At 55.0% G+C, this 12073-nt stretch carries 11 protein-coding genes; 10 read left to right on the forward strand and 1 reads right to left on the reverse strand.

The features are described from left to right. The first annotated feature begins 168 nt into the window (after positions 1–168). From AC6I8W_RS09055 to cheZ, 6 genes are all read left to right on the forward strand, one after another. On the forward strand, positions 169–1839 hold the full coding sequence (locus tag AC6I8W_RS09055) for a methyl-accepting chemotaxis protein (RefSeq protein WP_497837861.1): 1671 nt from the start codon (positions 169–171) through the stop codon (positions 1837–1839). Positions 1840–2048: 209 nt separating this feature from the next. Next, the gene (locus tag AC6I8W_RS09060) at positions 2049–3725 is read left to right on the forward strand and encodes a methyl-accepting chemotaxis protein (RefSeq protein ID WP_497837862.1); all 1677 of its coding nucleotides are present in this window, start codon (positions 2049–2051) and stop codon (positions 3723–3725) included. A 106-nt stretch (positions 3726–3831) separates the two neighbouring features. Beyond that, positions 3832–4707 carry a protein-glutamate O-methyltransferase CheR gene (gene cheR / locus AC6I8W_RS09065; protein WP_497837863.1) on the forward strand — a complete coding sequence of 292 codons (876 nt, stop codon included), beginning with the start codon at positions 3832–3834 and terminating at the stop codon, positions 4705–4707. Next, positions 4704–5753, forward strand: a complete 1050-nt coding sequence (locus tag AC6I8W_RS09070) for a protein-glutamate methylesterase/protein-glutamine glutaminase (RefSeq protein ID WP_497837864.1) — start codon at positions 4704–4706, stop codon at positions 5751–5753. The genes cheR and AC6I8W_RS09070 overlap by 4 nt, the downstream gene beginning before the upstream one ends. Positions 5754–5792: 39 nt before the next feature. Beyond that, complete coding sequence (gene cheY / locus AC6I8W_RS09075; RefSeq protein WP_013508787.1) at positions 5793–6182, forward strand: chemotaxis response regulator CheY; 390 nt, start codon at positions 5793–5795, stop codon at positions 6180–6182. A gap of 9 nt (positions 6183–6191) precedes the next feature. Beyond that, a complete protein-coding gene (cheZ, locus tag AC6I8W_RS09080; protein WP_013508788.1) occupies positions 6192–6833 on the forward strand; it encodes a protein phosphatase CheZ in 642 nt (213 codons plus the stop codon). Between the two features lie 47 nt (positions 6834–6880). Here the strand turns inward: cheZ and AC6I8W_RS09085 are convergent, their stop codons facing one another. After that, positions 6881–7699 (reverse strand): DeoR/GlpR family DNA-binding transcription regulator, encoded by an 819-nt coding sequence (locus AC6I8W_RS09085; RefSeq protein ID WP_013508789.1) that lies wholly within the window; start codon positions 7697–7699, stop codon positions 6881–6883. A 374-nt stretch (positions 7700–8073) separates the two neighbouring features. On the opposite strand from AC6I8W_RS09085, the gene AC6I8W_RS09090 reads away from it, so the two are divergent. The 4 genes from AC6I8W_RS09090 (at position 8074) to AC6I8W_RS09105 (ending at position 12071) form a co-directional block, all read left to right on the forward strand. Next, complete coding sequence (locus AC6I8W_RS09090) at positions 8074–8871, forward strand: GolD/DthD family dehydrogenase (RefSeq protein WP_497837865.1); 798 nt, start codon at positions 8074–8076, stop codon at positions 8869–8871. Between the two features lie 65 nt (positions 8872–8936). Next, positions 8937–9872, forward strand: coding sequence for a D-ribose ABC transporter substrate-binding protein (locus AC6I8W_RS09095; RefSeq protein WP_480370596.1), 936 nt, complete (start codon positions 8937–8939; stop codon positions 9870–9872). A gap of 44 nt (positions 9873–9916) precedes the next feature. Continuing rightward, on the forward strand, positions 9917–10528 hold the full coding sequence (locus AC6I8W_RS09100; RefSeq protein ID WP_480370599.1) for a DUF2291 family protein: 612 nt from the start codon (positions 9917–9919) through the stop codon (positions 10526–10528). 10 nt (positions 10529–10538) lie between these two features. Beyond that, entirely contained in the window at positions 10539–12071 is a 1533-nt protein-coding gene (locus AC6I8W_RS09105; protein ID WP_497837866.1) for a sugar ABC transporter ATP-binding protein, read from the forward strand. Positions 12072–12073: the final 2 nt, after the last annotated feature.

A 12073-nucleotide genomic window follows, 5' to 3' on the forward strand; every position in this document is an offset into this window, starting at 1 on the left:
ATGCGCCTGATAAAGGCGCATTTTTTTTAATGTTAATTTTTTTAGTTATAAAACTCTGGCATCAACATAAAAGACAGAATTTTAATTTGTAAAGTCACTTAAATACCCTCAGAAACTCAGCGGCACGGTCGATAACAGGGGGAGCCGAAACACTTTTTTGGAGAACCCATGTTAAAACGAATCAATGTAGTGACCAGCCTGATCACCGTCCTGCTGGTCTTTGGTGCTTTGCAGTTAATTTCGGGTGGCCTGTTCTGGTCAGCCTTACAAAAAGATAAGGAGGCATTTGCGGTCGCACAGGTGTCTACCAACAATGTTGCGGCGATGAGCGATGCCTGGATTGAACTCAACCAAACCCGCACAGTGCTGAACCGCGCGATGTTACGTATGCAGGGCAGCATGGCGGCGCAAACCAATGGCGGCCAGTTGGCGGCACTGATTGCGCAGACGGAAAAGCAGCTCAAGGCGGCTGATGGCTATTTCCAACGTTACTACAATTTGCCTGGCACACCGGGGTTCCCGGTTGAGCTACGTGACCGACTGGAAACGGATTACGCGGCCTACAACAACGGTTTGAAAGCGATGCTGGAACGCCTGAAGGCCGATGATCTGCAAGGCATGTTTGCGCAGAACATTGAGGCCAAACAGGTGGTGATGAAAGGAACCTATGAAGCCTGGCGCACCAAACAGGGTGAACTGGCGGCAGCCGGGGTTGCGCAGAATGAGCGCGCCTTCAACACCATGATGTGGTTGCTGGGCACGATGGTGGTGGTGGTGATCGCGGTGATCGTCAGTTGTTGGTTCGGCTTGCGTTCAGTATTGATTCAGCCGTTGCAACAGCTGTTGGCTCACATTCGTCATATCGCAGCGGGCGATTTGACCCAGCCGATTCGGGTGGAAGGTCGCAACGAGATGAGCCAGCTGGCGGAAGGGTTACTGGAGATGCAGCAGGAGCTGGTGCGTACTGTCAGCAATGTGCGCGACGGTTCTGACGCCATCTTTACCGGTGCCAGCGAGATCTCGGCCGGGAACAATGATCTGTCGGCGCGTACCGAAGAACAAGCCGCCTCGTTGGAGCAGACCGCCGCCAGCATGGAACAGCTGACCGCCACGGTAAAACAGAACGCCGAGAATGCGCGTCAGGCTTCGCAACTGGCACTCAGCGCCTCGGAAACCGCGCAGAAGGGTGGCACGGTGGTGGATGGAGTGGTGCGTACCATGCAGGATATCGCCGGTAGTTCGAAGAAGATCGCCGATATTACCAGCGTGATTGACGGTATTGCCTTCCAGACCAACATCCTCGCGCTAAACGCGGCGGTGGAAGCGGCGCGTGCGGGTGAGCAGGGCCGTGGCTTTGCGGTGGTGGCCGGTGAAGTGCGCAGTCTGGCACAACGCAGCGCCCAGGCGGCGAAGGAGATCAAAGGGTTGATTGAGGACTCGGTGAGTCGCGTCAATACCGGCTCCACGCTGGTGGGCACCGCCGGGGAAACCATGAGCGATATCGTCAATGCGGTTACGCGCGTGACGGACATCATGGGCGAGATTGCCTCGGCGTCAGACGAGCAGAGCCGCGGCATCGATCAGGTGGGCCAGGCGGTGACCGAGATGGATCGGGTGACGCAGCAGAACGCCTCGCTGGTGGAGGAATCGGCAGCCGCGGCGGCTTCGCTGGAAGAACAGGCGAGCCGCTTGAGTCAGTCGGTATCGGTGTTCAAAGTTCCGCGTGCGCAGGCGGTTGCCGCAGTGACACGCCATCCGCAGATTGCACCGAAAGTGCAGGATACGCCGCGCAAAGCGGTGACTACACCGGTCAGCGACAGCAACTGGGAAACGTTTTAACCCCCTCGCTGACTGACAGCTCATAATACGTAGCGGCGCGATTTATCGCGCAGATTTATCCGGCACCTCGCGCGACATTGCGCGATAAATCGCGCCGCTACGATAAATGCCAGTGGACAGGCTCAGCTGGTCCAACCCCTGCTATCCAACATAAAGATCACTCCCCCAACGCCGATAACAGAAGCGATCCGCCAACCAATGAGGTGTTTATGTTTAGTCGTATTCGTGTCGTTTCCGGCCTGCTGTGTGTACTGGCACTGTTTGCCTTGCTGCAGCTGTTTTCCGGAGGGATGTTTTTTCAAACGGTGAAAGCCGATAAGGATAATTTTGCCTATAACCAGCGCCTCAGTACCTTGCAGCGGGCGATGGGCACCTCATGGGTTTCTCTGGTTCAGGCTCGCAACACGCTGAACCGTGCCGGGATCCGTTATCTGCTGGACACTCAGCAGGCTGGTTCGGGTGCTACCGTGAAAGAGTTGGTGGCATTAGCCAGTGAGGAGCTGAAGAACGCCGATGTGGGCTTCGCCGAATTTAATGACAATCTGTCGGAAAAGGGCAAAACGGCAGAAAACGTGCTGACGTTGCAGGCGAACTACAACGCTTATCACGGCGCGTTACAGGAGTTGATCGATTTCCTCAGCACCGGCAATTTTAAAGGTTTTGTCGACCAGCCCACCCAGGGTTTTCAGGATAAATTTGCCAAGGATTACAACGCCTGGCTGAGCTACAACAAAATTCTCGCGATGCGTGGCATTGATGACAACCTCGCCGCTTATCACAAATCGGTCTGGCTGATTGTTGCCATGCTGGCGGTCACACTGACGCTGATCGCGCTGGTGTGGAGCGGTATGCGTGCTGCGCTGATCCGTCCGTTGCAGCAGAGCATTGAACATATCCGCCATATCGCGCGTGGCGATTTGACGCAGCGGGTTGAGGTGAATGTACGTAACGAAATGGGTGACCTGCTCAGCTCGTTGCAGCATATGCAACAGGAGTTGGCGCGCACGGTTCGCACCGTGCGTGATGGTTCTGACGCCATTTATACCGGTGCCAGCGAAATCGCTATGGGCAATAACGATCTCTCCTCGCGTACCGAGCAGCAGGCGGCATCGCTGGAAGAGACGGCGGCCAGCATGGAGCAGTTGACGGCGACGGTAAAACAGAACGCTGAAAACGCCCGTCAGGCCTCGCAGCTGGCGCTCACTGCGTCAGAAACCGCACAACAGGGTGGCAAAGTGGTGGATGGCGTCGTCACCACCATGAAAGAGATTGCCGGTAGCTCGAAGAAGATTGCGGATATCACCAGCGTGATTGACGGCATTGCCTTCCAGACCAACATCCTCGCGCTCAACGCGGCGGTAGAAGCGGCGCGTGCCGGTGAGCAGGGCCGTGGTTTTGCTGTGGTGGCCGGAGAAGTGCGTAGTCTGGCGCAGCGCAGCGCCCAGGCAGCCAAAGAGATCAAAGGTTTGATCGAAGACTCGGTAAGCCGTGTTGATACCGGCTCCGTGCTGGTGGAAAGCGCGGGTGAAACCATGACTAACATCGTCAATGCAGTTACGCGTGTCACCGACATCATGGGTGAAATCGCTTCCGCATCGGACGAACAGAGCCGTGGTATCGACCAGGTTGGCCTGGCGGTTAACGAGATGGATCGCGTTACGCAGCAAAACGCCGCGCTGGTGGAAGAATCCGCCACCGCCGCTGCCGCACTGGAAGATCAGGCCAGCCGACTGAAACAGTCAGTGGCGGTGTTCAATATTGGTAAAGAATTTGTCGCCCAGGCCGTTAACGTATCTACAGCGCCAAAATTATTGCGTCCGGCTGCGGCAAAAGCGTTGGCACAACCGGCAGGCACCCGCGCTGACGATAACTGGGAAACCTTTTAAACCCGAGGCCGTGGCAACACGGCCCCCTGTACCTGGGTGCGCACTGGCAGCACAGTAGCAACCGTAGTAATCACAATTTAATCAGTTTGTTGCCGGGTGACCTGAGATGAAGAAATCGACGTTAATGGATCAAAATGAAGCGACCTCGTTGCTCACGCAGATGGTGCAGCGCCTGCCGCTTTCTGATGCGCACTTTCGTCGCATCAGTCAGCTGATCTATCAGCGAGCAGGCATTGTGCTGGCCGACCATAAGCGCGAGATGGTTTACAACCGTCTGGTGCGACGCCTGCGTATGCTGAACATTGATGATTTTGGCCGTTATCTGGCGTTGCTGGAGCAGGATCCCAACAGCGCCGAGTGGCAGGCATTTATTAATGCCCTGACCACCAACCTGACGTCTTTTTTCCGTGAGGCGCACCATTTTCCCATTCTCGCCGACCATGCGCGCAAGCGCAGTGGGAGCTACAGCGTGTGGTGTGCTGCGGCGTCAACCGGTGAAGAACCTTATTCAATCGCGATGACGCTGGCGGAGACGCTGGGTGCCGGGCCGGGGAAATTTCAGGTCCATGCCAGCGATATTGATACGCAGGTGCTGGAAAAAGCGGTTGCCGGGGTGTATCGCCAGGAGGAATTGCGCACGTTGTCGCAATCTCAGTTGCAGCGGTTTTTCCTGCGTGGCACCGGTCCACATGAAGGGATGGTGCGGGTACGTTCAGAGCTGTCCAGCCAGGTGAGCTACGCCCAGCTTAATTTGCTGGCCAATGACTGGTCTCTGCCCGGACCCTTTGATGCGATTTTCTGTCGCAACGTGATGATCTATTTCGATAAAGAGACGCAGGAGCAAATCCTGCGCCGTTTTGTTCCCCTGCTGAAGCCGGGTGGTGTGTTGTTTGCCGGGCATTCAGAGAACTTCAGCCAGATCAGTAAAGAGTTCTGGTTGCGTGGACAGACTGTCTATGGACTGACCAAGGAAAGACGATGAGCAAAATCACCGTGATGTGCGTGGATGACTCTGCGCTGATGCGGCAGTTGATGACCGAAATCATCAACAGCCATCCCGATATGGAGATGGTTGCGACTGCACCGGACCCACTGGTGGCACGCGACCTAATCAAACAGTACAACCCGCAAGTGCTGACGCTGGATGTGGAAATGCCGCGCATGGACGGCCTCGATTTTCTCGAAAAGCTCATGCGTCTGCGTCCGATGCCCGTGGTGATGGTGTCATCACTCACTGGCAAAGGATCAGAGATTACCCTGCGGGCGCTGGAATTGGGGGCGGTGGATTTTGTCACCAAACCGCAGCTGGGCATCCGTGAAGGCATGCTGGCTTACAGCCAGATGATTGCCGACAAAATCCGCGCTGCGGCACGGGCTAAGTTGCATGTCCGCGCCGCAACAGCCGTTCCGGCCACGCTGAAAGCGATGCCGTTGTTGAGTAGTGAAAAGCTGATTGCGATTGGTTCGTCAACCGGTGGCACCGAGGCGATCCGCCACGTGCTCCAGCCGCTGCCTGCCACCAGTCCGGCGCTGCTGATCACCCAGCATATGCCACCGGGTTTTACCCGCTCATTTGCTGAGCGTCTGAATAAGCTGTGCCAAATCACCGTGAAAGAAGCGGAAGACGGTGAACGTATTCTGCCCGGTCATGCATACATCGCGCCGGGTGCAATGCATATGGAACTGGCACGTAGCGGTGCCAACTACGTGGTGAAGATTAACGACGCACCGCCCGTCAATCGTCATAAGCCGTCGGTGGACGTGCTGTTCCGATCGGTAGCGGTGAACGCCGGACGAAATGCAGTGGGCGTCATTCTGACCGGGATGGGGAACGATGGCGCGGCCGGGATGCTGGAAATGCATCGCGCCGGTGCCTGGACCATCGCCCAGGATGAAGCCAGCTGCGTGGTATTTGGTATGCCGCGCGAGGCGATTGCGCTCGGCGGTGCCAGCGAAGTGGTCGATTTGGGCCACATCAGCCAGCACATGCTGGCGAAAATTAGCGCCGGACAGGCATTGCGAATTTAACAGGCCCGTCCTGCCGGGCAAGACAACACAGGAGTAGATATGGCTGATAAAAATATGCGCTTTTTGGTGGTGGACGACTTCAATACGATGCGTCGTATCGTTCGCAACCTGTTAAAAGAGCTGGGATTCAATAACGTTGAAGAGGCAGAAGACGGTGCTGATGCATTGACCAAACTGCGCGCAGGCGGCTTTGACTTTGTGATTTCTGACTGGAACATGCCAAATATGGACGGTCTGGAACTGCTACAGACCATTCGTGCTGATGCCACGCTGGGCAAACTGCCGGTCCTGATGGTCACCGCGGAAGCGAAGAAAGAGAACATTATCGCGGCGGCGCAGGCCGGTGCCAGCGGATATGTAGTGAAGCCGTTTACTGCGGCCACACTGGAAGAAAAATTGGGCAAGATCTTCGAAAAACTGGGTATGTAAGGAGATGTGATGAGCGACCTTCCGAAACCAACAGAAGAAGTCTCGGCACAGGATATCATTTCCCGCATTGGCTCGCTGACGCGTATGCTACGTGACAGCCTGCGTGAGCTGGGGCTGGATCAGGCGATTGCCGAAGCGGCGGAAGCGATTCCGGACGCGCGAGACCGTCTGGATTATGTGGTGCAGATGACAGCGCAGGCTGCTGACCGTGCATTGAACTGTGTTGAAGCGGCGCAGCCGCACCAGGACAAAATGGAAGCCGGAGCTAACCAGCTGAAAGGCCGCTGGGATGCCTGGTTTGAAAACCCGATTGAGCTGGCGGATGCGCGCGAGTTGGTTTCGGATACGCGTGAATTCCTCACCGCCGTGCCCGAGCACACCGCGTTTACCAACAAGCAACTGCTGGAAATCATGATGGCACAGGACTTCCAGGATCTGACGGGTCAGGTGATCAAGCGCATGATGGATGTGATCCAGGAAATTGAGCGCCAGCTGTTGATGGTGCTGCTGGAAAACATGCCGGAAGTGAGTGCCGAGCAGCGTAAGCAAAGCACCAGCCTACTGAATGGCCCGCAAATCCACTCGGATGCGCCTGGGGTGGTGGCAAACCAGGATCAGGTGGACGATCTGCTGGACAGTTTAGGGTTTTAATTAATCCATAGTGTTTCGTAGCGGCGCGATTTATCGCGCCGCTACGATCACATCGCCCGGCGCTGTGCCACAGCCAGTGGGGCAACCAGCACTTGCACGCCTAATGCTTCAAACGCGGCGATTTGCGCAGGCGTGATACCGCTATCGGTAATCAGATAGTGAATATGGCTCCAGTCACAGGGCAGTGCAAACATCGATACCTTGTCAATCTTGCTGGAATCTGCCACCACATAGACGGTGCTGGCCGAATTAATCATCGCCATCTTCACTTTAATGTCCGTCTCACTGGGAAAACTTAAACCCAGTCGGGGTGAGATACAGGCGGTGGCGAGAAACAGTTTCTCTGCCAGCACATTCTCAAAAAACGATGCGGCTTTTTCTCCCGATGTCGATAACGTCGGAAACTTAAAGGTACCACCGGTCAGTAAAATATTGATCCCCGGCTCGCCGCCCAACTTCAACGCGATATTTACCGCCGTCGTGATCACCGACAGACGACGAATATGTCCGATCGCTTCCGCAATCGCCGTAGTGGTGGTGCCGGAGTCGAAAATCACCGTATCGCCGTTTTCCACATAATGTGCTGCCAGGCGACCAATTGCCTCTTTCTCTTCCAGATGCGTCTGGCGTTCCAGCAATAATGCACCGGTATTTTGCTTGCCGGTCATCAGCGTGGCACCGCCGTGGTAACGCTGCACATGCCCGGCTTTTTGCAACATGCGCAGATCGGTACGGATAGTCGCTTCGGTTAAGCCAAAGGTTTCTGTCAGCGCTTTTACGGTGACCGTGCCGTCTTCACGGATCATCTCCAGGATCTTGTCACGGCGCTGTTGCATGTCGGCCAACTGCTCAGTTTTGCTTTTCAATCGAAACGCTCCCTTTTTCCAATCACGGTCTGATCTCTGCAAAAAGAAACCCGAGCTGATTTTACTCTGCGCTTGCGGGATTTGCGAGGTGACACGCACGCATATGTATTTTCGAACGAAAATGTTATTGAGTTATGAGATTGATTTCTCAGAAAGGCGATAGCGTCTTTATCCATGCCTGATTTTTGCGTTAAAAATAATTATGATAAATTTCAATGATATAAAATTTATTACCGTAATTTGTATGAAATTTGATCTCACCCACAAACCGTTAACAAACGATAGCTTATATTTTTGTTCGAAAATGAAAGGTGTGAGTCACCACCCGACCAACCATAACCAGAGCTAACGACCAACAACCAAGGAGAGTGAGGATGAGTGGGGAATATGATGTCAATCTGCGCTACGGCGTGAATACCGACCTGGATCTGACCGGCAAAGTGGCGGTGGTGACGGGCGGTCTCGGCGGTATCGCGATGGCCACTAATACCATGCTACTGGAGAAAGGTGCCCGGCTGGCGCTGCTTTACCCTCCCTTCGAAAGTGACAAAGTCGCCAGCGTCAGTGCGCAATTTGATGCCGGGCGTGTGCTGTTGGTTTGCTGTGATGTCACCGATCCTGCCTCGGTAGAAGAGGCTTTCTCCACCGTGGAGCAGCATTACGGTCAGCTCGACATCCTGGTGAACTGCGCGGGTTACGTGATGTTGCAACCGGTACTGGAAACCGATTTTGCCGAGTGGCAGAAGCAAATCGCCGTCAACCTCACCGGTCCTTTTCTCTGCTCACAGGCTGCTGGCAAACGTATGGTGCGTGCGGCTAAGGGCGGCAAGATTATCAATATCGCCTCACAGGCGGCGTCGATCGCTATTGATAACCATGTGGCTTACACCTCCGCGAAAGCGGGGCTGCTGGGCATGACCAAAGTCATGGCGAAAGAGTTTGCCCCGCACCGCATCAACGTCAACACCCTGTCCCCCACGGTGGTACTGACGCCGATGGGTGAAAAAGCCTGGCGCGGTGAGAAAGGGGAAAAAATGAAAACCCTGATCCCGCTGGGACGTTTCGCCTATACCGACGAAATCGCCGCGGCCGTGCTGTTTTTCGCCAGCAACGGCAGCGACATGATCACCGGTGCCGATCTGATGATCGACGGTGGTTTCACCATTTGGTAATTCCGCGCCTGCACCAGAGAAGGCGATACCCTGCAAACGTAATAATTACAAAGAGAGACATCACCATGAAAACCCGTACCCTGCTGTTTACTGCTCTTGCTGGCTGTCTGGTTTCGCAAGCCAGCCTCGCGGCGGATAAAGGCACCATCATGATCCTGGTGAATTCACTGGATAACCCTTATTACGCATCTGAAGCCAAAGGGGCCAACCTTAAGGCACAGCAGCTTGGTTACAAAACCTCGGTGCTGTCACATGGCGAAGATGTGAAAAAGCAGAGTGAATTGATTGATGCCGCCATCGGCAAGAAAGTGCAGGGTATCGTGCTGGATAACGCCGACTCCACCGCCAGTGTCGCGGCAATTAAAAAGGCCAAAGATGCCGGTATTCCGGTGGTGCTGATCAACCGTGAAATTCCGGTCGATGATGTGGCGCTGGTGCAGATTACCCACAATAACTTCCAGGCAGGTTCGGATGTTGCCAACGTATTTGTCGAAAAAATGGGTGAAAAGGGCAAATACGCCGAACTGACCTGCAACCTTGCGGATAACAACTGCGTCACCCGCTCCAAATCCTTCCATCAGGTGCTTGATCAATACCCGGATATGCAGAGCGTGGCGCGCCAGGATGCTAAAGGAACCTTGATCGACGGCAAACGCATTATGGACAGCATTTTACAGGCACACCCGGATGTGAAAGGGGTGATCTGTGGCAACGGACCGGTGGCGCTGGGGGCTATTGCCGCGTTGAAAGCGGCGGGGCGTAACGATGTCATCGTGGTGGGGATCGACGGCAGCAACGATGAACGTGATGCGGTCGAGGCCGGTTCACTGAAAGCCACCGTGATGTTACAGGCACAGGCGATTGCGGCGGAAGGCGTAACGGATCTCGATAACTATATCCAGAAGGGCACCAAACCCGAGAAACAGCGTGTGATGTTCCGTGGCATTTTGATCACCCCGGACAATGCGAAAAACGTGCAGGACTTTAATTACAAATCTTAATTACGTACAGGTGCGCCCGCCTGTCGGGCGCCAGGGAGAATGTGATGTACAGACGACTCTGGCTACTGCTTCCTGTCGTGATCCTCAGCGGTTGCCGCATTGTGTCGCAGCAGGAGCTGGCCGACCTGAAAAATCCCCCCAATCCGCAGATGGTGAACATCGCCCAGACATGGCAGCAGAAGCTGGTGCCACAGGTGGCGCATGAGGCCAAACCTCTCGCACAACTGATGAAAGAATTGCAGTCAGCGAAGGATTTTGACACCGCCTGCAAAACCTATGGCTATCGCAGCCAGGAAGAGAATCCCTGCGTATTCAGCGTCAGCGTGCAAGGGGAGGTGACCGCGGTGAACACCACTTCGCGCAGTGGCAAAATGACGGTGAAAGACAGTTCCGGTGAAGAAGTGACCGTGCAGATGGGGCCGATTATTCGTGGCACCGCTTTGCGTGATGCGTATAAAGGCGCGAGCTATCAGGATTTTAATGATCAGGTGCTGTTTGGCGACTATGGACGCGCCATCAACCAGCAGGCCTCGACGATGATGCAGGGGTTTAAACCGCAGGCTGGCGATAAAGTCGCACTGGCTGGCGTGTTCAGCAGTTGGGACATTCCGCAACAGGCACCGGATATCACCCCGGCGCAAATCACCCGGCAATAAGGAGATGGCGATGCAAAACCTTCAGCCCGCCGAACAGTCGGATGTGATTATCGAAACCCGCAATGTCTCGCGCATCTATCCTGGCGTCACCGCCCTCGACCAGGTCAATTATCACGTTTATCGCAACAAGGTTAACGTGTTGATTGGCGAAAACGGTGCGGGAAAATCCACCATGATGAAAATGCTGGCGGGGGTGGAGACACCGTCTTCCGGCGAGATTCTGCTGGACGGCCAACCGGTTTCGCTGCACTCCACTCATCAGGCCGAGCAGCACGGCATCAGCATCATTTTTCAGGAACTGAACCTGTTTCCGAATATGAATGTGATGGACAACATCTTTATTGCCAACGAATTTTTCCAGCGTGGAGTGATCAACGAAAAATATCAATACGCGCTGGCGAAATCGCTGCTGGAACGGCTGGAGCTGGATGTTGATCCTTACGCCCCGTTAGGTGAACTGGGTATTGGTCATCAGCAACTGGTGGAGATCGCCCGCGCGCTATCAAAAGATACGCGAGTGCTGATCATGGATGAACCGACCAGCGCGCTCAGCCAGTCAGAAGTTAAGGTGCTGTTCAACGTGATTGAACAACTGAAGCGACGCGGCGTAACCATCATCTATATCTCCCATCGGTTGGAGGAGTTGATGGAGATTGGCGACCATATCACCATTTTCCGTGATGGACGTTTTATCAGCGAACGTGAAGTGCGGGATGCCTCAATCCCGTGGATCATTGAGCAGATGGTGGGCGACAAGAAAAAACATTTTGATTACCAGCCTGCGCCCCAGGGCGACACGGTACTCAATGTCACCGGCCTGACGGCGCTCCATCAGAATGGTGGCTACAAGCTGAATGATGTCTCTTTTTCGTTACGTAAAGGTGAGGTGATCGGTATCTATGGCTTGCTGGGGGCCGGACGTACCGAGTTGTTTAAGGGGTTGATTGGCATGATGCATTGTCAGTCGGGCAGCGTCAGCCTGAACGGTGAAAACCTCGACCGGAAAAACTTCCAGCAGCGCCTGAAAAAAGGCATCACTCTGGTGCCGGAAGATCGTCAGACCGAGGGCGTGGTGCAGCTGATGTCGATCACTGCCAACATGACGTTGACCGAACTTAGCCTGCGCGGTTTCCGGCGCGCCCTGCGTCTGCTCAGCCCGCAGAAGGAACAGCGTCGGGTGGACGAAATGATCGGCCATCTGGCGATCAAAGTCAGCGATCCTGAACTGCCGATTACCTCACTCAGCGGCGGTAATCAGCAGAAAGTGGTGCTGGGTAAAGCGCTGATGACCGGCCCACAAGTAGTGCTACTGGATGAACCGACACGCGGTATTGATGTCGGGGCAAAAACTGATGTGTACCACCTGATTGGCAATCTGGCACAGCAAGGGCTGGCGGTGATGTTCTCTTCATCCGAACTGGATGAAGTGATGGCGCTGGCAGACCGCATTCTGGTGATGGCCGATGGCCGCATCACCGCCGATCTGTCACGACGCGAGGCGACCAGGGAAGCCCTGATCAGCGCGTCGACACCGCATGACTGAGC

It is taken from the genome of Pantoea sp. X-Soil-TKNS-1211 (assembly GCF_059730495.1).

Coding starts and splice junctions, on each gene's coding strand:
- AC6I8W_RS09095 (WP_480370596.1), top strand. CDS start 8,937: ATGAAAACCCGTACCCTGCTGTTTACTGCTCTTGCTGGCTGTCTGGTT.
- cheR (WP_497837863.1), top strand. CDS start 3,832: ATGAAGAAATCGACGTTAATGGATCAAAATGAAGCGACCTCGTTGCTC.
- AC6I8W_RS09090 (WP_497837865.1), top strand. CDS start 8,074: ATGAGTGGGGAATATGATGTCAATCTGCGCTACGGCGTGAATACCGAC.
- cheY (WP_013508787.1), top strand. CDS start 5,793: ATGGCTGATAAAAATATGCGCTTTTTGGTGGTGGACGACTTCAATACG.
- AC6I8W_RS09055 (WP_497837861.1), top strand. CDS start 169: ATGTTAAAACGAATCAATGTAGTGACCAGCCTGATCACCGTCCTGCTG.
- AC6I8W_RS09070 (WP_497837864.1), top strand. CDS start 4,704: ATGAGCAAAATCACCGTGATGTGCGTGGATGACTCTGCGCTGATGCGG.
- AC6I8W_RS09100 (WP_480370599.1), top strand. CDS start 9,917: ATGTACAGACGACTCTGGCTACTGCTTCCTGTCGTGATCCTCAGCGGT.
- AC6I8W_RS09060 (WP_497837862.1), top strand. CDS start 2,049: ATGTTTAGTCGTATTCGTGTCGTTTCCGGCCTGCTGTGTGTACTGGCA.
- cheZ (WP_013508788.1), top strand. CDS start 6,192: ATGAGCGACCTTCCGAAACCAACAGAAGAAGTCTCGGCACAGGATATC.
- AC6I8W_RS09105 (WP_497837866.1), top strand. CDS start 10,539: ATGCAAAACCTTCAGCCCGCCGAACAGTCGGATGTGATTATCGAAACC.